The sequence below is a fragment of the Psychrobacter sp. G genome (genome assembly GCF_000418305.1).
GTDB classification, from domain to species: Bacteria; Pseudomonadota; Gammaproteobacteria; order Pseudomonadales; family Moraxellaceae; genus Psychrobacter; species Psychrobacter cryohalolentis.
Window position 1 is genome coordinate 1,861,445 of record NC_021661.1, and the last position, 20,258, is coordinate 1,881,702.

General features: G+C 42.8%; 18 protein-coding genes and 1 tRNA gene. 10 read left to right on the forward strand and 9 right to left on the reverse strand.

Annotated features, from left to right (window positions below; translation table 11 throughout):
- Nucleotides 1-2 precede the first annotated feature (2 nt).
- The 5 genes from PSYCG_RS07685 to tsaA form a co-directional block, all read right to left on the reverse strand.
- Nucleotides 3-686 (reverse strand): prepilin-type N-terminal cleavage/methylation domain-containing protein, encoded by a 684-nt coding sequence (locus PSYCG_RS07685; RefSeq protein ID WP_020443677.1) that lies wholly within the window; start codon nt 684-686, stop codon nt 3-5.
- Nucleotides 687-864: 178 nt separating this feature from the next.
- Nucleotides 865-1,548: a TetR/AcrR family transcriptional regulator gene (locus tag PSYCG_RS07690; RefSeq protein WP_011513862.1), complete on the reverse strand. Its 684-nt coding sequence runs from the start codon at nt 1,546-1,548 to the stop codon at nt 865-867.
- A gap of 233 nt (nt 1,549-1,781) precedes the next feature.
- Nucleotides 1,782-2,570 (reverse strand): TatD family hydrolase, encoded by a 789-nt coding sequence (locus tag PSYCG_RS07695; protein ID WP_020443678.1) that lies wholly within the window; start codon nt 2,568-2,570, stop codon nt 1,782-1,784.
- Between the two features lie 218 nt (nt 2,571-2,788).
- The gene (locus PSYCG_RS07700) at nt 2,789-4,576 is read right to left on the reverse strand and encodes a GspE/PulE family protein (protein ID WP_020443679.1); all 1,788 of its coding nucleotides are present in this window, start codon (nt 4,574-4,576) and stop codon (nt 2,789-2,791) included.
- Nucleotides 4,577-4,639: 63 nt separating this feature from the next.
- Nucleotides 4,640-5,482 (reverse strand): tRNA (N6-threonylcarbamoyladenosine(37)-N6)-methyltransferase TrmO, encoded by an 843-nt coding sequence (tsaA, locus tag PSYCG_RS07705; protein ID WP_020443680.1) that lies wholly within the window; start codon nt 5,480-5,482, stop codon nt 4,640-4,642.
- 398 nt (nt 5,483-5,880) lie between these two features.
- Here tsaA and PSYCG_RS07710 point away from each other — a divergent pair, with 398 nt between their 5' ends.
- Nucleotides 5,881-6,654, forward strand: a complete 774-nt coding sequence (locus tag PSYCG_RS07710; protein ID WP_020443681.1) for a ferredoxin--NADP reductase — start codon at nt 5,881-5,883, stop codon at nt 6,652-6,654.
- A gap of 139 nt (nt 6,655-6,793) precedes the next feature.
- Nucleotides 6,794-6,880: transfer RNA gene (locus PSYCG_RS07715), tRNA-Leu, on the forward strand.
- Nucleotides 6,881-7,122: 242 nt separating this feature from the next.
- On the opposite strand, the gene PSYCG_RS07720 is transcribed toward PSYCG_RS07715, so the two are convergent.
- Nucleotides 7,123-7,776: a TetR/AcrR family transcriptional regulator gene (locus PSYCG_RS07720; protein ID WP_020443682.1), complete on the reverse strand. Its 654-nt coding sequence runs from the start codon at nt 7,774-7,776 to the stop codon at nt 7,123-7,125.
- Nucleotides 7,777-8,014: 238 nt separating this feature from the next.
- On the opposite strand from PSYCG_RS07720, the gene PSYCG_RS07725 reads away from it, so the two are divergent.
- The 4 genes from PSYCG_RS07725 (at nt 8,015) to PSYCG_RS07740 (ending at nt 13,844) form a co-directional block, all read left to right on the forward strand.
- Nucleotides 8,015-9,166 (forward strand): acyl-CoA dehydrogenase family protein, encoded by a 1,152-nt coding sequence (locus tag PSYCG_RS07725; protein ID WP_020443683.1) that lies wholly within the window; start codon nt 8,015-8,017, stop codon nt 9,164-9,166.
- A gap of 178 nt (nt 9,167-9,344) precedes the next feature.
- Nucleotides 9,345-10,553 (forward strand): acetyl-CoA C-acetyltransferase, encoded by a 1,209-nt coding sequence (locus tag PSYCG_RS07730; RefSeq protein ID WP_020443684.1) that lies wholly within the window; start codon nt 9,345-9,347, stop codon nt 10,551-10,553.
- Between the two features lie 56 nt (nt 10,554-10,609).
- Nucleotides 10,610-12,793, forward strand: coding sequence for a 3-hydroxyacyl-CoA dehydrogenase NAD-binding domain-containing protein (locus tag PSYCG_RS13715; protein ID WP_020443685.1), 2,184 nt, complete (start codon nt 10,610-10,612; stop codon nt 12,791-12,793).
- On the forward strand, nt 12,786-13,844 hold the full coding sequence (locus tag PSYCG_RS07740) for a CaiB/BaiF CoA transferase family protein (protein ID WP_020443686.1): 1,059 nt from the start codon (nt 12,786-12,788) through the stop codon (nt 13,842-13,844). The genes PSYCG_RS13715 and PSYCG_RS07740 overlap by 8 nt, the downstream gene beginning before the upstream one ends.
- 468 nt (nt 13,845-14,312) lie before the next feature.
- Here the strand turns inward: PSYCG_RS07740 and PSYCG_RS07745 are convergent, their stop codons facing one another.
- Nucleotides 14,313-15,218, reverse strand: coding sequence for a LysR family transcriptional regulator (locus PSYCG_RS07745; protein ID WP_020443688.1), 906 nt, complete (start codon nt 15,216-15,218; stop codon nt 14,313-14,315).
- Between the two features lie 150 nt (nt 15,219-15,368).
- Between PSYCG_RS07745 and PSYCG_RS07750 the strand changes: the two genes are divergently transcribed.
- The 4 genes from PSYCG_RS07750 (at nt 15,369) to PSYCG_RS07765 (ending at nt 18,252) form a co-directional block, all read left to right on the forward strand.
- Entirely contained in the window at nt 15,369-15,758 is a 390-nt protein-coding gene (locus PSYCG_RS07750; protein ID WP_011513873.1) for a DoxX family protein, read from the forward strand.
- Nucleotides 15,759-15,835: 77 nt separating this feature from the next.
- Complete coding sequence (locus PSYCG_RS07755; protein ID WP_020443689.1) at nt 15,836-16,558, forward strand: YoaK family protein; 723 nt, start codon at nt 15,836-15,838, stop codon at nt 16,556-16,558.
- 239 nt (nt 16,559-16,797) lie between these two features.
- On the forward strand, nt 16,798-17,508 hold the full coding sequence (locus tag PSYCG_RS07760; RefSeq protein WP_020443690.1) for a pirin family protein: 711 nt from the start codon (nt 16,798-16,800) through the stop codon (nt 17,506-17,508).
- Between the two features lie 135 nt (nt 17,509-17,643).
- Nucleotides 17,644-18,252 (forward strand): nitroreductase family protein, encoded by a 609-nt coding sequence (locus PSYCG_RS07765; protein ID WP_020443691.1) that lies wholly within the window; start codon nt 17,644-17,646, stop codon nt 18,250-18,252.
- Nucleotides 18,253-18,426: 174 nt separating this feature from the next.
- On the opposite strand, the gene PSYCG_RS13690 is transcribed toward PSYCG_RS07765, so the two are convergent.
- Nucleotides 18,427-18,804 (reverse strand): aldehyde dehydrogenase family protein, encoded by a 378-nt coding sequence (locus PSYCG_RS13690; protein ID WP_020443692.1) that lies wholly within the window; start codon nt 18,802-18,804, stop codon nt 18,427-18,429.
- 23 nt (nt 18,805-18,827) lie between these two features.
- Nucleotides 18,828-20,234 (reverse strand): YjiH family protein, encoded by a 1,407-nt coding sequence (locus PSYCG_RS07775; protein WP_020443693.1) that lies wholly within the window; start codon nt 20,232-20,234, stop codon nt 18,828-18,830.
- Nucleotides 20,235-20,258: the final 24 nt, after the last annotated feature.

Below are 20,258 nucleotides of genomic sequence, written 5' to 3' on the forward strand. Positions count from 1 at the left end.
GGTTATTGCCCTTGACCTATCGACATACTGCCATCTGGCATAATCGTAATGACCTCACCTACCAGACGGGAATTATGGCGCACTTCAATGGTCACCGGTGCTGCTTGCCCTGTGCCAAACCATAATACTTGCGGCACTGTTTGATCTGTAAACCAAGGTTGTAGCGTTTGGATTTGTCCTCTATTTGACATATTACCAGCATCTAGGCCTTGTATGGCTAAGCTCACCCCAGCAGGCAGCTCAGGCAAAGTGACTTCGGACTCAAGCTCCCAGCTTGGTGTTGGTAGCTTGTCTTTAATCCCACTAGACATATTGGATAAATCGGCAGATAGCTCCATTGAATTCTTAGGCGTACTGTCTCCACTAGAAGACGCCGAGGTATCAGTTTGATAAGCCATATAAGGATTAGATAGAGTGACAATCACAGGGGTAATTTGACCCTGCTTATTGGCTTGCAGACTCAAACCCATCGGCTGCATACGTTCAGCCGATAACAGTCGAACATAGCTTAATGAATCCGTCAGATGCTCATAAAAAGCGCGATTTTTACGCGATTCACTACTACCTACTGATAAGCTCATCATGCCAGCGAATATAGACAAAATAACCACGACGACGACGATTTCAACCAGTGTAAAGCCAGCTTGGGTATGATGATGTGTCATTGGTGATGAGAGTTTTGACATACAAAAGTCATCTTGAATGGCGTCATTCTTTTAAAAATGACGTTATATTGGGTGAGATATAAAACGGGAGAGAAGATTGACTGTATCAGATAAAGATTAATGTGCTGCTACATAGCATATAACAACACAGATTATTTTATAAAATAACCACTCATGGTTTTCACGTTACAGTAAAAACCTAATAATTGGTATTGCGATGCTCTTCTGACTCAGTATCAATCTGTTCGACCAATTCCTGCATATCCTCATCCATCACTTCATCCTCAGCCGCTGGGTAATGGCTTGGCAGCTCTAGCATTTGTTGGACAAAGGCATAACGCAGAGTATCGCGGCGTCCCAAATAACGCTGATAAAAACTTGAGTTCAACAGCCCTGCACCGCCCTGACCCATCGCCCAGATAGATGATAGGTAATCACGCGTGCTTAAGCTACTGTGCTCGTCCTTCAGATAAGCACTGATGATATCAATCAAGCGCTTCATGCGCTGACGGCGAATATCATACAGCTCACCAAATAAGCGATTAAGACCTGTCACTGATGCCGCCAAACGCTCTTCGATTTGATTGAGTAGCATGGCTTTTTGTGGATTAAATAATTGCTGAAAAATCATACGAGCGACGCCTGCTGATGGGCAATCGTCAATACGATTAATTTCAAACAGCTGCTCTTCATAACGAATGATAATACGCAGATAGAGCTCATCTTTACTAGAGAAATGCTTATACAATGTGCCTTTAGCCAAATCAAGCTGGTCTGCCAAGCTGTCTAAAGTGATGTCGCCATCGCCTGACTCAAGTAGCAATTGCTCTGCCATTGCTAAGATATTCTCTTCTCGTACCTTGAATTGATGCTGACGACTCATAACCTCTCCTAAAACTTGACAATATCATGCATATGACCACAGTTCGTATTGGCATATCGGCATTCGGAGTATCAAATACTCCAAAGAATGCGTGACGAACACAATAAAGAAATATGCGTATGTTTGCTAAATAATCATTTATAATCATGTGCTTATATTTAACGTTGCAAGACGGCATGCATAAAACAGCTGCCACTTGCAAGAAATGACTGAGTGGTCATAGCATAACCATTTTAATGATACTGTGCTAGTAAATTCTCAAAGTTTTTTGCAGTCAGTGTACCGACCTCTTCGCTACTGCAGCCATACATCTCTGCAATACAACTGGCGACATAAGGCACGTAAGCTGGTTCATTCGGGCGACCACGTTTGGGGACAGGCGCTAGATAAGGGCTATCTGTTTCGATCAATATCCTGTCTCTTGGCATATTTTTTGCCGCATCTTTGATATTTTGGGCGCTTTTAAAGCTGACAATGCCTGAAAATGAGATATAAAACCCTAAGTCTAAGGCACGTTTTGCGGTTTCCCAATCTTCGGTGAAACAATGAATAATGCCATGCTCAGCACCTTCTGCTTTTAGAATATCAATCGTATCTTCTTTAGCATCACGCATATGGATGACAAGCGGTTTTTTTAGGCTTTGGCTAGCATGAATATGACGGGCAAGGCTGGCTTGTTGCGCTTTTTTATTTTCTGTCGACCAGTAATAATCAAGTCCCGTCTCCCCTATTGCCCACACATGGTCAGCGCTAGCCGTTTCTATCAAACGTTCAACGGTTGCAGATTGTAAAACGCTGATATCTTCACAAGGATGTATACCAACGCTCATGCCAAGATTGAGCGTTTCATCGCCATAAATCTTGACGATATTGGCAATCTCATCATATTCAGCAAAATCACACATAATTGCCATCGCGCGCGTGACATTGGCTTCTTTCATCGCGGCAATTGCGCCAGACAATTGACCATCGTATTTGGTCAAATCTAAACGGTTAAGATGGCAGTGGCTATCGGTAAACATAAACAATCTCGTTAATAAAAATCAATAAGTAGAATTATCTTATAATATGGATTTGGTAATCGTAATAGTATTAATTGCTCTAAATAGCACTGTTTTCAAGGGGTGTTTAACAAACGCCTATATACGTGCTTCTAAACCCTTTTCTCATCAGCGTATATTTTTCAAAGAATACATTTTTTAAAGAGATTACATTTAAAGGGCAGTTATCAATGCAGTTGTCAATGTAACGGTACCACGCGCATCACCTCTTCCATGGTCGTTACCCCTTCACTAATACGCTTCGCACCCGATAGGCGTAATGGCTGCACACCTTCGCGGTATGCTTGCTGCTTTAATACATCCAGATTGGCATCAGTAGCGACCAGTTTTTTTAGCTCATTTGATAATGGCATAATCTCATAAAGACCAATACGACCTTGATAACCGGTATGGCGGCAATGCTCGCAACCCTGTGCCTTATAAATCTGCGCTGGCACGGACGCGCGCCACGGCTGTACTAATTCTTGCCATTGAATGGCAATCTCGCTATCTGCCGTAACATCCACGGCTTGCTTACAATGTGGACATAATGTCCGTAATAGACGCTGTGCCATGATGCCCAAGATAGTCGCTGACGTCAAAAAAGGCTGAATACCCAAATCATGCAGTCGAGTAATTGAACTTGGTGCATCATTGGTATGCAAGGTTGAGAGCACCAAATGTCCCGTCAAAGACGCTTGTACTGCCATATTGGCCGTTTCAGCATCACGAATCTCACCAACCATAATAATATCAGGGTCTTGGCGCATCAAAGAGCGAATACCATCAGCAAAATGTAAATCAACTCCTGGATTAACCTGCATTTGATTAAAGGCAGGTTCAATCATTTCAATCGGATCTTCAATAGTACAGACATTGACTTGCTCAGTGGCGAGCTGCTTGAGCGTACTATATAAAGTGGTCGTTTTACCCGAACCCGTCGGACCGGTAACCAATATAATGCCATTTGGATGCGCGGTCAGCTCGTGCCAAGTCTCCAGCTGCTTACCTGACAAACCAAGCTGAGCAAAGGAGCGTACTAGTACCTCAGGGTCAAATACCCGCATGACGAGCTTTTCACCAAAGGCAGTCGGCATCGTGGATAAACGCAGCTCGGTCTCTAAGCCTTTTGGTGTACGTGTTTTTAGTCGCCCGTCTTGTGGTTTGCGTTTTTCTGCCACATTGAGCCGTCCCAAGATTTTAATACGTGCCGTTACCGCCACTATAATAGCGAGTGGCATCTCATAAACACTATGCAGCACCCCATCAATGCGAAAACGCACCTTGCCCGTCTCACGACGTGGCTCTAAATGGATATCACTGGCGCGCTGCTCAAAGGCATATTGCAACAACCAATCGACGACTTTGACAATATGTTGGTCATTGGCATCGGGGTTGGTATTGTCCCCTAGCTGTAATAGTGCTTCAACATTAGTGATATCAGATGCGGCACGTTTATGTAGTGAGTTCGCCCCTGCAATCGCTTGCGTGACTTGGTAAAATTCTTGCCGATAGCGATTGATTTGTTCAGGATTAATAAAGACTGTACGATAGCTTTTTGACTTAATGAGCTTTTCAATATTGCCATGCCAATCGGTATAAAATGGCTGATCGGTACCGATAACCACCTCATCAAGCGTTACTTCAATCGGCAAAATATGCTGCGAGCGTGCATACTCAAACGACATGAGCTGCGTCACTGCTGGTACATCGACTTTTAACGGGTCAATACGGACCAGCGACATATCTGCTTTGGCAGCCAACCATTGATTGAGCCATGCCAAAGTTAATTTATTTTCAGTATTATTATCAAGTGCATGACTATTAGGCAGACCAAACTCACTTATAGCCAATAGCGGATGCTGACCCTTACTGCGGCGGCTGGTAATGACGAGATTATAACCCCGTTGGTCTATCACTCGATCTGCCAGCAACTCATCAAGGCACCAACGCAAATCAATTACTATCGAATACTGTTGAGCAGGCATATTTTTTCTTCTTTTATGGTTTAAAGCATTTGCGCAATGTCGATATTCATCTTACCTATTAGACTATATTGTGTCGATATCCGTTATCTGTAATTCACCTGAACCTATCAATTGAAAACTCACATCAATAGATTTATAGCGCATGATAAATGAAGTATTAACCTCTTTCTGGCGATAAGCAGGGCGTGGGTCTTGTGCTATCAACGCTTTAATATTATCAAGATCAGGCATAAGCAATTGTTTTTGCATTTTATGAATGACCGATTTTACCGTTGCTTTTTCATTGTGAGCTATTTTTTCTGCTTCATTGTGAATATGTTGATTGTCTATAATTTGCACAAACTGCTCATAGGCAACTTTAGTGACAGTCACCTCCAACAAATGCGGCGCAGAGGGCGCAAAACCGCTTTGTGCATCAGGTAACGCATCACTATAAGCCACATAAGGCTTGATATCGATAATTGGCGTACCATCTATCATATCAGCACCGCTAATGATAAGTAGCACCCGTCCTTCTACAATCTCAATAGCTTCAAGCTTAACCACAGACAATCCAAGCGCTGAGGGTCGATACATACTGCGACTGGCAAACACGCCTATCTTTTGATTGCCGCCCAAACGCGGCGGTCGCACTTGCGCACGAAAGCTGCTATCCGCTTTATTAGCCTGTTTATCTTTATACAAATAGTTGTGATGAAACTGCCAGCTGACCCAGATATGGCTAAAATCTTCCAAACCAACAAACGCAGCTGGCGTATCATAAGGCGCAATCATCTCAATCACGCTGGTCAATGCAACCAGATTTGGCTGTCTTGGCGCGCCAAACTTCTGTGAAAGTGGGGCATGATGGTAACCGATAATTGGTGCTATATGATTATGCAAAAAAGAAGCAGTCTGACAAGACATAAATTAAATCCAAAAAACAGGGTTTTATAGTTCCACATAAGCGCTATACAAGCCAGCTGTGACTAATTATAGATAATAACTCACTAACGATATTCCATTTTATCATGCTATACCAAAGCCGCTTGACGGATTTTTATTTTAAAGTTTGTTATGATGAGCGAGAAATTTATTGAGAATGGCTTGCATTCATCAATAATGGCTTAAAAATCGCGGTCATGCGCGCCGCATCAGCTTATAACGCCGAATAATAATGTTAAAATAACAGAGTGATGGCTTAATTAGCATTGATAGCATTCATCTTCTATTAAAATTTTGCACCATTTTGACTTTATCATGGAAAATGGGTATTCAGCATTTATTTAGATTGATACAGATTACCACTTACTAACGAGGAATTTATGTCAAAACTCCGCACCGAAACGGTTACAGAGGTTCATCATTGGAATGATGCACTATTTAGCATCAAAACCACACGCGACGACGGCTTGCGCTTTCGTAATGGTGAGTTTGCGATGATTGGTTTGGTCGTTGATGGCAAGCCGTTGCTGCGAGCTTACTCGATTGCCAGTCCTAATTATGAAGAACATTTGGAGTTTTTCTCCATTAAAGTACAGGACGGTCCATTAACGTCGCGTTTGCAACATATTAAAGTTGGTGATGAGCTATTGGTCAGTAAAAAACCAACGGGCACTCTCGTATTAGATGATCTCTTGCCGGGTAAGAACCTCTATATGCTGTCAACCGGTACAGGTGTTGCGCCATTTTTAGCATTGGCACGTGACCCTGAAGTCTACGAGCGTTTTGAAAAGATCATTTTGGTACATGGTGTGCGCGGTGTTAGTGACTTGGCTTATCGTGACATGTTCGAAAACGAGCTGCCGAATGATGAAATTTTTGGTGAAGATTTCCGTAAAAAATTCATTTATTATCCGACTGTCACTCGCGAAGAGTTTAGAAACACCGGTCGTATTACCGACTTAATGAAATCTGGCAAATTTTTTGAAGATATCGGCCTGCCTCCTATGAACAAAGAAGATGATCGCGTCCTAATATGCGGTAGCATGCCGTTTAATGCTGAAGTCTCAGCTATTTTGGATGATTTCGGTCTAACGGTCTCACCGCGTATGGGTGTACAGGCAGATTATGCGGTTGAACGCGCCTTCGTTGGTTAAAATCTGAATTTTTATTCAAAATATAATAAATAATTCTTGACGCTCAAAAATAGGCTGCTATAATACGCAGCCTATACAGAGATAACCCTGTAGCCCAATTCGATAATGTTTGCAGTATATAAACTTTATCACCTAACACGCCGGTGTGATGGAATTGGTAGACATGACGGATTCAAAATCCGTTGCCTTTAAAAGCGTGTCGGTTCGAGTCCGACCACCGGTACCAATTAGCAGTACAAGTAAGTTCGAGAATGACTGATTAGCCCTTATGTTTAATAGCATAAGGGCTTTTTTGTGTCTGTAGTAGTCCGAGCAGGTCTATAGCAAACTGAGATTAATAACAGTAAACCAGATAGTAATTACACCTTTTACTGTTTAATCAAAATGGAATTACTGTCTAACGATAAAAGTTAAGATTGGAGACGCTGTTAGAAAGTCAGGTTCTATTATGGTCTAGGCGATAAACCATTACACTTTTTCTGTCTCAGGCTTAGAGATAGCTCGCCATAAAATCACAAATAGCGCGTCAAACTCTGCGTTTATCGGCGTATTGCTCTGCCGCATAATATGCATAAAGCCTAAACGACTGATAAAACCCATAAAAACATCAAACAGAATATATAGCGGCACACTGTCATTCAATACACCCCGTTTTTGACCATCTTCTAATACATCCAAAAATGCACCAATCAGTTCTTTATTCTCATAAATGGCAATACTGCGAATGCGGGATACCGATATCGAGGACAGCACCATCACTGCATCTGGATGGCTGTCGACAAAATCAAAACATACCCAGAGTGTCTTGCGCAATCGATCTTTTACGCTATCAATCCCTTGTAAATGGTCCATGATCCGCGTCGCCAACCTACCAAGTACGATATCCATAATGGTATTAAACAGGGTTTGCTTGTCTCCAAAATATTTATAAAGCGTTTGCAATGAAACGTTGGCAGACTTTGCAATTTGAGCCATCGTTACTTCACTAGGGTCGAAGCCTGCGAACACTTTACGAACCGCTTGCTCAATCTTATCCAAGGTGGCAGGTCGCATATCTGATAAGGGCGCTAAATGTTGAGAGGTCTCAATACCATCCTTTCGCTTGACTGTCCTCATTGTCATTACTATTTACTCCCTTGTAATCTACTTAGACTAGAGTCAATCTCTTCACTCAATAAGCCACTTTTATCTAAGGTAAGATGTATTACCATTTATTTTAAACGTATTGAATAAAGCAGTTTTGTCATCTAGTATATCTTCTACAAGTTTTTATTTTAAAGAGTTTTTAATACCTAACTAAAGGGTAATATAAATTACCCTAAATTCAATTTCTATATAATTACTGTCAAGGATGGACAACATGAGTATTGAAGCATTTACCTCAAACTGGATGACCGAAGAACACAGCATGGTATATGACAGTGCTTTGAAGATGTTTAAAAGTTGGGAGGATAAAGATGAGCAGTGGCGTGAAAACGGCATGATTGACCGTAAAGCTTGGAACGAGGCAGGCGATATGGGGTTTTTATGTGCGTCAATGCCTGAAGAATATGGCGGTGGCGGTGGTGATTTTGGTCACGAAGCCGCTATTTTGTTAGCTCAGGCACAGGCTAACCAAGCTGGTTTTGGTGGTATGGTCCACTCAGGTATTGTAGCGCCATATATTTTAAAGCACGGTACTGAAGAGCAGAAAAAAGCATGGCTACCTAAACTGGCTACTGGCGAATCTGTTGGCGCTATCGCAATGACAGAACCAACGACAGGCTCTGACTTACAGGCAGTCAAAACCTACGCGGTGAAAGATGGTAACGACTACATTATCAATGGTTCAAAAACGTTTATTACTAACGGTCAGCATACCAACCTTATCGTTTTAGCTTGCAAAACGGATCGCGATCAGGGCGCTCAGGGTGTTTCCCTGATTGTGGTCGAAACTGACGCTCTAGAAGGTTTCTCACGTGGTCGCAACCTCAAAAAGACCGGTCTATCTTCTCAAGATACCTCAGAGCTATTCTTTAGTAACGTCCGTGTCCCACAGAAAAATGTATTAGGCGGTGTTGAAGGTCTTGGCTTTATCCAAATGATGCAAGAGTTGCCGCAAGAGCGCCTGATTATTGCGCTAAGTGGTTGCGGTGCTATCAAGCTGGCTTTAGAGTTGACGCTTGAGTACGTAAAAGAGCGTGAAGCTTTTGGAAAGTCAATTTGGAAGTTCCAAAACACGCGCTTTAAGCTGGCTGAAGTTCAGGCCGATTACCTAGCCGTAAAAGCTTTGTGTGACTCTGCTGTTGAAGCGATGATTAATGGCACCTTAACCGCACCGCAAGCGTCATTAATCAAGTATTGGGTGACCGAAAAACAGTGCAATGTCATGGATGAATGCTTACAGTTATTTGGTGGTTACGGCTATATGACAGAGTACCCAATCGCTCGTATGTATGCTGATGCGCGCGTCCAAAAAATCTACGGCGGCACTAATGAGATTATGAAGGAATTGGCTTCACGCTTTATGTAATAGCGTTGGGTGAAACCAAGCCGCTTTATGAAAACCGTTACATGCAAATAAATACATGCCAGCCAATATACGAATGTTATTAAGCCAAATGTTCTTAAGTATTTAATTGAGGAGAGTACGTTCTCCTCAAAACTTCATTATCTAACAAATATCCAATGAAATCTTAAAGGGATTTATTATGACTGAGACCGCTTATATCTATGATGCCATCCGCACCCCACGTGGCAAAGGTAAAAAAGATGGCTCCCTCCATCAGGCGTCACCTATTTGGCTCGTTCGTACGCTACTAAAAGAGATGCAACAACGCCATAATTTAGATACCAGTTTGGTAGACGACGTCATTTTAGGCTGTGTGACACCAGTCGGTGAGCAGGGTTCTGATATCGCACGTATCGCCGTTATCGACGCTGATTGGCATGAGAGCGTAGCAGGGTTAACGCTGTCACGCTTTTGTGCGTCTGGTCTCGAGTCAATTAACCTTGCGGCAACCAAAGTCATGTCTGGTATGGAAGACTTAGTCGTCGCCGGTGGTGTTGAGTCAATGAGCCGTGTACCAATGGGTATGGACGGCGGCGCTTGGTATATGGATCCACGAGTAAACGATGCCGTTCAGTTCGTACCTCAAGGGGTTGGCGCTGATACCATCGCAACGCTAAAAGGCTTTAGTCGTAAAGACGTTGACGAGTTTGCATCAGAATCACACAGAAGAGCAGCGGCTGCATGGGAAAAAGGCTACTACGATAAGTCAGTCGTTCCCGTAAAAGATCTAAACGGTTTATCGCTATTAGACAAAGACGAAACCATTCGCCCAAACACTTCAGTGGAAACGTTAGCAGGCCTAAACCCATCATTTATGATGTCCGGTAAAATGGGCTTCGATGGCGTTATTCTTGATAAATACACCACTATTGAAAACGTCAACCATGTGCACCACGCTGGTAACTCTTCAGGCATCGTTGATGGTTCAGCATTATGTCTTGTGGGTAGTAAAGCTGCTGGCAAAAAAGCAGGTCTAAAACCACGCGCTAAAATAACGATGGCATCTGTGATTGGTTCAGAGCCAACCATCATGTTGACTGGCCCTACCCCTGCCTGTAAAAAAGCACTGGCTAAAGCCGGTATGACTGCTACTGATATCGACCTTTGGGAAATCAACGAAGCATTTGCAGCTGTACCGCTTAATACCGCTGATGACTTTGGTCTCTCACTTGATATTGTCAACGTCAATGGTGGCGCTATCGCTATGGGTCACCCATTGGGTGCGACAGGCGCGATGCTGCTGACCACGGTGCTTGATGAGCTTGAGCGCCGCGATCTAAAAACAGCAGTGCTCACACTGTGTGTCGGCGGTGGTATGGGTATTGCTACCATCATTGAGCGTGTTTAAGCCTCAAATATTACCTATATATGGACAAACCTACGCATAGAAAATAAGGATATCGAATGAACACAAACAGCGTAAATGCCATTAATGAATTAAACAGTTTTTCAGCAGAATCAGACAACGGTATTATTACGGTTACTATCGATCAAGTAGATCGTAAAATGAATGTCATCGGTGATGGCTTTAATGACGCCTTTGCCACATTGACTGATGCTTTTGTCAACGACCAAGAAGCAAAAGGTTTGATTTTAACGTCTGGTAAATCAACCTTTGTAGTTGGCGCAGATATTGACCAACTGGCCACTATTGAAACTGCTGAGCAAGCGTTTGACTTGGTTGAGGACTTAAAATCCAGTTTGCGTACACTTGAAACGTCAGGTAAGCCAGTGGTTGCTGCTATTACTGGTACGGCACTAGGTGGTGGTTTAGAGCTAGCTTTGGCTTGTCATTATCGCATCGCCATTGACTCTCCAAAGACCTCGTCTAAAACCAAGCTGGGTTTACCTGAAGTCAAGCTTGGTCTATTACCTGGTGGTGGCGGTACTCAGCGTCTGCCACGTTTGATTGGTATTCAAAAAGCACTTGAGCTGATGACGCAAGGCAAAGCGCTTAGCCCGCAGCAAGCGATTGACATTGGTCTTATCGATGACGTGGCTCATGATAATGATGAGCTTATCAGTAAGGCTAAAGCATGGATTAATGAAAAACCAAAAGCTCAGCAGCCATGGGACAAAAAAGGCTTTAAAATCCCGGGTGGCGACAGCAAACATCCTAAAGTAGTACAAGTATTTTCGGTTGCGCCTGCGATGGCAAATCAAAAGTCGCACGGCAATTATCCGGCAATCACCCATATCTTATCTAGTGTCTTTGAAGGCTGCCTAACCGATATCGATAACGGTCTTAAAATCGAATCACGCTTTTTTGTCGCTTGTGTATTATCAGACGCGTCCAAAAATATGATAAATACGCTTTGGACACAGTTAAATAGCATTAAAAAAGGTCAGTTACGCCCAGAAGGGTTTGAGCGTTCTAAAGTAAGCAAAGTCGGCATACTTGGTGCTGGCATGATGGGTGCGGGTATCGCTTACGTCTCAGCTAAAGCGGGTATGGAAGTGGTGCTGTTAGATACGGCTATCGAAGGTGCCGAAAAAGGCAAAAACTATTCTGCTAAGTTGCTAGACAAGGCGATCAGCCGTGGTCGTTCAACGGAAGAGAAAAAACAAGCACTGTTAGACCTTATTAAAACCACAACGTCTTACGACGATTTAGAAGGCTGTGATTTAATTATCGAAGCGGTATTCGAAGATGTAGACATCAAAGCTGAATGCACGCGTAATGCTGAAGCAGTAATTCCAGAAGATGCCGTTTATGCGTCAAACACGTCAACCTTGCCTATCACTGAACTTGCCAAAGCTAGCAAGCGTCCAAACCAGTTCATCGGTCTACATTTCTTCTCGCCAGTAGATAAAATGCCATTGGTTGAGATTATTGTTGGCGAAGAAACCGATGATGCCACTTTGGCTAAAGGTTTTGATTATGTCGGTCAAATCGGTAAGACACCTATCGTTGTCAATGACAGCCGCGGCTTCTACACTTCTCGCGTCTTTGGTACTTATGTCTCAGAAGGTATTGCCATGTTAAGTGAAGGTATTCATCCTCGTAGTATTGAAGTGGCTGGTATGAAATCTGGTATGCCGATGCCGCCACTCGCACTGCAAGATGAGGTGTCACTAAGCCTATCATTACATGTCATGCAGCAAACCAAGCGTGCCTTGGAAGCGCAAGGCAAAACCTTTACCCCACATCCTGCCATGCCAGTGGTAGAAAAAATGGTGAAGGAACTTGGCCGTGAAGGTAAAAAGGTTGCTAAAGGCTTCTATGACTATCCGCAAAATGGTGAAAAGCATCTATGGCCTGAGCTCACTGAGTTATATCCAGCGATAGATGAGCAGCCGTCTCAGCAAGACTTGGTAGACCGCCTACTTTACGTGCAAGCCAATGAGACCGCGAAGTGTTTCGAGGAAAACGTCGTACGTACGGTAGCTGATGCAAACGTAGGTTCAATCTTCGGTTGGGGCTTTGCACCGAACCAAGGTGGTACATTACAGTTCATCAACTCAGTAGGCGTTGATAAATTTGTTGAACGTAGCCGCGAGCTTGCTAGCAAATATGGTAAGCGGTTTGAACCGGCTCAAATATTAGTGAATATGTCTTCAAGTGGTGAGGAGTTTGTTGATGGCTAATCAAGCTGATACTATGAAAAACTGCCTACAGGGGTTGCGCGTTGTTGATTTGACGCGCAACCTCCCAGGACCATTTGCCACGCGACTGCTTGCAGACTTAGGCGCGGATGTTATTAAGATTGAACCGCTTAATGGTGATCCTGCCCGTGCCTTTGGCGAGCTTTTCACCGCGTTAAACCATGGTAAAGAGACTCAAAAAGTTGATTTTCGTGATCCAGCAGGTATTGAAACAATCAAAACGCATCTTAAAGATGTCGATGTGATGCTTGATAGTTTTCGCCCAGAAGTGCTTGAAGGTATGGGGCTGGACGCTAAGACCCTGCATGCTATTAATCCAAAGCTGGTCATGGTATCGATTACGGGTTATGGCGTTGTTGATGGCGAGAGCATTATCCATGATTGGGCTAATAAAGCTGGTCATGACATCAACTTTATGGCGATGAGCGGCGTGCTTGATCAGCTCAAAACCGCAGATGGTGATCAAGCAATGCCTAATATCCAGTTTGCAGATTTGGCAGGCGGCAGTGATACGGCAGTCATTACCCTTTTGGCTGCCGTGTTGTCAGCACAGCGCACGGGTAAAGGTCGTCACGTTGCGGTCAGTATGACCCATAGCTTGTATCAGCATCTGGTCATGCCAAAAGCAACTGGTAAGTTGGTTGCAAGCTTTTCTGGTAAAAACCCAAAGCCGGAGCATGATTTTTTAGGTGGTCTACTACCCTGCTATCGTTTGTACAAAACAGCAGATGATCGTCATATGGCAGTCGGCTCTTTAGAGCTAAAGTTTTGGCAAGGTTTATGTGACGTATTAGAGTTACCTGAGCTCAAAACTAAGCATTGGCAAATGGGTGTCATGCCTAATACCAGAGACAGCCAAGAAACGGCGCAATTGGTCGCTGATACCTTTGCCAGATATGGTCTTGCTCACTGGCAGCAGGTTTTTGAATCGGCAGATGTGTGCGTTACGCCAGTTCTTACACTAGAGGAAGCGCGCGCGCACCCTTTATTTGCGCACCAAGATGAGCATGGTGCAACATTAGGCTGGCAGTAAAATGACATAGTCAGGACGCTATGTTAAAGTTAATCGTCAAAAACCAAAGAAGGTTTATGTTGGAAAAAATCGTTCATGATACCAACATTAAAACTATCAGCAGCAGCGGTATCGACACCATGCACACAAAAGGCTGTAAAAAATCTTTGTCGTTAAAGCAGATCTAAGTTTGACTAAAGAGGAAGTCTTATAATTTTGCAAAGAAGATTTGACGGGATGTAATAGTTATCGCGGTGATAGCAATAAGACACGGCATATGAACCTAAAACATTATTTGCATTGTTGTTTTTAATTATCTTTATTCAGATATTTTGAGACATCAAAATAACCACTAATAATTACTTATTTAGTTAAGCGCAGTCGTTGTCAGTGCCATGGACAAGTATTTAACACCTATTAAGTTACTCTAAGCGAATCTATACAGGCATTACAAACTTAGCCAAAACAAACACCAACGCATAAACAAAGTTAAAAACGATCCCAATACGGATCATCGCCAAAACGCTCAGCGATAAAATCGATTAGATAACGGCAGCGCTGCGATAAGAAACGGTTTTTGGGATAAACAGCATAAGCATTTAAAGTCGGCAATTGATACTGCTGCATGATGGGCACAAGTGCACCACTGGCTAAGGTTTTGTAAGTAATAAAATTGGGCAAAAAAGCGATTCCATGACCTTTTACCGCCATTTCTCGTAAAAAGTCGCCATTATTGACCTTTATCTTTGAGTTGATAGCGACTTGGTGCTTTTTACCTTGCTCGTCTATGAGCTCTATCGTGCTGGATTTGTTTAGACCGTATTGTAAAAACTCATGCTTGGCAAAATCTTCTAGGGTAGTTGGTGTGCCCATTTTACTCAAATATTCAGGGCTGGCACATAAGGTATAGCGAATTAGCGCCAGACGTTTGGCTTGATAGCTCGAGTCCTGCAGTTCTCTAATACGAATCCCCAATTCAAACCCTTCTTCAACCAAATCTGTATGCCGATCAGAGAAATCGAGCTCAAAGTTCAAATTGGGATGCTGATTGGCATATTCATCAATGACATCATTTAGATGCATCAAGCCAAATGACAATGGGGCGGTCATTTTTAAGGTGCCCTCGATACGCGTGGGCGCACCACTGGTTTCTTCGTTTAGGGCGTCAACTTCGCTCAGTATATTATTCACCTTTTGATAATACTGCTCACCGGCTTGGGTTAAGTTGGATTGGCGCGTGGTTCGGCTAATAAGTTGACTGCCCAAGCGCGTCTCTAAATCCTTGAGACGACGGCTAACCGCTGATTTGGCAATATTTAATTGCTCAGCGGCTTTTGTGATGCTGCCGGCTTCAACAATGCGTACAAACATTGCCATGTCTTCTAATTGTCCCATGTAAGATGCTCCTTGACTGTTCTATAAAAAAGAACTGTTATTTGCGATTATCACGGTTTATCTATAAGTGGTCAACAATTAAAATATAATCATTACTTAGCGACATATAAACGATTTAAATCCACATTGTGACATTTTTGGAGAATTACTATGGATAAATTACAAGAGCTTAGCGCCCCAATTGGTCGCCTATTTTTATCAATGATTTTTATCTTTTCAGGCTTTACCAAAATCACAGGCTACGCTGCTACTCAAGGTTATATGGAGTCGATGGGCGTACCTGGTATGCTATTACCGTTGGTGATTGCCCTTGAGTTATTTGGTGGCATTGCTATTTTGCTCGGTTTTAAAGCACGCCTGATTGCGTTATTGTTCGTGGGTTTTAACATTATATCAGCACTGCTTTTCCATCAGTTCTGGATTGATGAATCACAAATGAACCCGTTTATGAAAAACATCGCGATAGCAGGTGGTTTCTTGATGATTTTTGCTCATGGTGCAGGCGCTTATTCAATTGATCACAGCAACACGCGTAGATAATTGCCTATAACTAAAAATAAGAAAACGATGGTTAAACGTGTATTTATGCTCACTTATACTTATGACAGCTCCTTATCATGACAACTAACGCTCACAGCCCATCTAATGATAACTTACCAAGTTTTTGGCAGCGTCATCAAACGCCTGTGTTATTGACAGTGGTTGGCGGTGCCATTGATACCATTGGTTTTATCACCTTGTTTGGTTTCTTCACCGCACATGTCACGGGTAACTTGGTGATGGCGGGCAGTGGCTTGGTGAAAGGTGAAGCCGGTCTATGGATTAAACTTGCCGCTTTACCGTTATTTATTTTGACGGTCATGGTGACCAAGATATTTATTGATCATAGTAAAAATAAACAGCTAACGCTGAGCCATTTATTCTTAGCGGAAGCATTTTTTCTGACCGCTTTTATGATTGCCGGTTTGTACTATCAGCCTTTTGTCGATGCTGGTGATATAACCGTGGCGATAACGGGTGGATTAGGCTTAATTGCGCTGGCAATTCGCAATACCGCTAGTAAAACGGTGATTAAGCATATGAGTCCGACAGTATTGATGACAGGTAATACTACGCAACTGGGTATCAATCTGACCGATTACTTGGTCAATCGCACAGCGGACAATCGCAAAAAACTGGCACACAGCTCAGTATTGGTATCTAGCTTTTTAGTAGGTGCATTAGTGGGTGCGTTGTTATATATGCAGCTAAGTTTTTGGGCAGTAGGCTTATTTGTTTTGCCCGTGCTGTATCTATCAGTTAGGGCGCGTGATAGAGACTTTTTACAACATATTGCGTAATGGATTTTTGGGCTTATAGCAACCGTTTATGCAACTGACCCTGTTATAGAATCCATGGTTCCACTATGAATATGTGGCGCTATCTCTGCCATCCAATTGTTCTAAAAACAAGAATAGCTAATTGCATTTAACGTTGTTTATCTATTATAGGATAACAATTATAATAGACCCATTGTTTAAACAAGTTAATTAATAATAAATTTATAGACATTTAACCTATTAATATCTAAGGATAAATTATGAAAACGATCTATCATGCAGCAGACTCTCGTGGCGATGCCAACCATGGCTGGCTAAAAAGCAAGCACACTTTTAGCTTTGCTAACTATCATAATCCAGAACGTATGGGTTTTGGTGCGCTACGTGTCATCAATGATGACTTCGTCATTGGTGGTCAAGGCTTTGGTAAGCACTCACACCGCGATATGGAAATTATCAGTATTCCTTTATCAGGTAAGCTCGGTCACGGCGATAACATCGGTAATAATGGCATCATCGAAACCGGTGAAATCCAAGTCATGTCAGCGGGTACTGGTATCACGCACAGTGAAATGAATGGCGATGACAAAGAAGAGGTGAAGTTCATACAGATTTGGGTTATCCCAAATAAAATGAACGTTGAGCCTCGTTATCAGCAAATCCGTATGGACGATATCCTAAAGCCAAACGAGTTCAATCAAGTATTGTCACCCAATGCGGACGACGCAGGGGTATGGATTCATCAAGATGCTTGGTTTAGCATGGGTGATTTTGATAAAGGTGTTACCCAAACCTATCAGCTAAAAGATCCTAACAACGGTGTTTATGTCTTTGTCATTAGCGGTAAAGTCGTGGTAAACGATAACACTTTGGATACCCGCGATGGCCTTGGCGTCTGGGACACCAAAAGCTTCACGATGGACGTCATCGATGATGCTAAAGTATTGCTAATGGAAGTACCAATGAGCTAATGGACGCTTCAACGCATTTTAATTTATCTATACTAAAAGATAATTATTGGAAGTGCAGATACTGAATATAACCATTAATAGTACCGATCATTTATTAGTTCGAATCAATTTATATTAACCATGTGGAGAAATACTATGTCAGACCTAAATACCTTACAACAACTTGCCGAAAAACGCCGTTCTATCTATGCGTTGAGCAATCAATTGCCCGTATCGAATGAAGAAGTCGTTAAGTTGGTTGAGCATGCAATCTTGCATACGCCGTCATCATTTAACTCACAATCGACGCGTGTTGTCGTATTGTTTGGTGGAGGGCATCAGAAACTGTGGAATATCACTGAAGAGACGCTACATGCAATCGTTGGTGATGAAGAAAAGTTTAAATCAACAAAAGACAAAATCGCGGGCTTTAAGGCGGGTGCAGGTACAATCATGTTCTTTGAAGATCAAAGTGTCGTGAAAAGCATGCAAGAAAACGCGCCGTTATATGCGGATAAATTCCCCATTTGGGCACATCAAACCAACGCGATGCATCAGTATGTTATTTGGACGGCTTTGGCCAGTATCGACGTTGGCGCAAATCTGCAACACTATAATCCTATTATCGATGACAAAGTTGCTGAAGCATGGAATATTGACAAAGACTGGACGCTAAACGCTCAAATGGTATTTGGTGCTATCGAGCAGCCTGCAGGCGACAAAACGTTTAAGCCTGTTGAAGAGCGCATGAAAGTATTCGGTTAATATCGCATAGTTTTCAATACTAAGCTGCTCACAATATAGACAATAAAACCGCTATCGAAATATCTTAGCGGTTTTATTGTTTTGACATTATTTTAATTTAATTGTGCTTACAAGGTATTTACCACAGCAACCCACTTACTTGTCATGATTTTGTATTGACTTAAAAAAGCCTCCTTATTGGAGGCTTTTCTGTGTACAGATTTTGAGCATTATTACGGTAACAAGACATGCTTGCTCTTTTGATAAGCCGATAGACCACCTGCGCCCAACTCTCGACCAATACCACGCAGCCAATGCAAAGGCTAATTTCCAAGCAGTGGTTACCATTGGAAAATTCCACGGGACAATAAGCGCACAGATATCAACGGGTGTAAGCAGATAGGCTTGAGTAGCGACATCCACTGCTATATCTACGTGGGCTTTTGTGCTCAGTCTGGTCGTAGTAATCACCACTCCTGAATTTGGGTCATATAATGCATAGGTATCTTTCTCATCATCTCGGTCTACCGCTTCAATAGCTACCTTTAATAAGGCAAAATCGATTGCTGGCATAGCATTACGCACAAGCACATTTTTTAATACAACAGATGCGCCACAGTAGTAATAACCACCAAACTGATCAGCGTACGCAGAATAAAAATCATAAATAGCTCTAGCACATTCAGCTTAATGTTTGATTTTAAAATCAGCGCCCCTACTTCAGACATATAGATAATCTGGGTAATAGAAGCTGCACCAACGATAAATCTCGTCATCTCACTTTCAATACTCTTACCAACCAAAGCGGGCAAGTACATATCAGCAAAGCCCATAATCATCGCTGGAGCCGCTTCAGCAGCCTCTGGAATTTGTAGCAATTCAAGCAGCGGTACAAGCGGTGCCGACAACCAGTTAAATACGGGCGTGTACTCTGCTAAGCCAAGACCAATAGTACCGATAGCAAAAACCACTGGAATCAAGCCAAAATAGATATCAAATAGGTTTTTTAGGCTGTGTTTAAAGACATTACCCAAACTTGGCATAGAATGTGCGCGCGTAATTGCATGGTTGATCGCCCATTGATAGGTGGTGTACTCAGTCGGAATCTCTTCATCAAGCATGCTCTTACCTGAGTGATAAGTGTCAGGCTTTAAAGATAATGGTGGTAGGCGCGGCATGATAATGGCAGCAATAAAGCCTGTTAAGGCAATGGTCAGATAAAAATACACAAAGTTATTGTCAACGCCGATGGTTTTGGCTACCACATAGGTAAAAGCGATGGAGGTGACTGAAAAAGTCGTTGCGATAATGGCTGCTTCGCGCTGACTGTAGTAGCTTTTATCATACTCTTGCATGGTGACAAGCAAACCGATAGATGCAGCGCCAAACCAAGAAGACATGGCATCGACCGCAGAGCGGCCCGGTAACCGGAACAGTTTGACAAACACCTTACTCGACAAGGTACCCAAAAATTCCATCAAACCAAAATCAGTGAGAAACGGTAACGATAAAATAGCAAAAAAGAACAAAGGAATCAAAATAGGAATCAGGTCTTCAAAAATCACGCCGCCGGTATTACGGTTGATAATAAACTCAGGTCCGATTTGCAGGTAAATCATCCAAACAAATAGCGCCCCTAAAAAGCGCGCGGCTAGCCAAAACCAATCAACATCAAACAATTTTGCGCGCATAGAATCGGCTGGCATATTAGGCTTCAAAACTTTGACCGCTAGCGCCCCTACAAAGGAGACTGTCACAATCGCTAATGCGGCGTAAACAACATAACCTCCAATCAATGCTTGCAAGGTATCGGTAAGCACTCCTAATAAAATAGTTACCTTGCCGTCCCATTGAAACGGGATGATAAATAAGGTAATACCCAATGCTGAAAACAGCAAGAACTTCCACATTGCGGCGCGCCACTGTGCGCCTTGCGGGGTCTCTGACACACTAACATGATTGCCCAATATGGGCTGCTGCGATTGATCAATAACATTTGACATCTGATTCCTCCTTGATAAGCGACG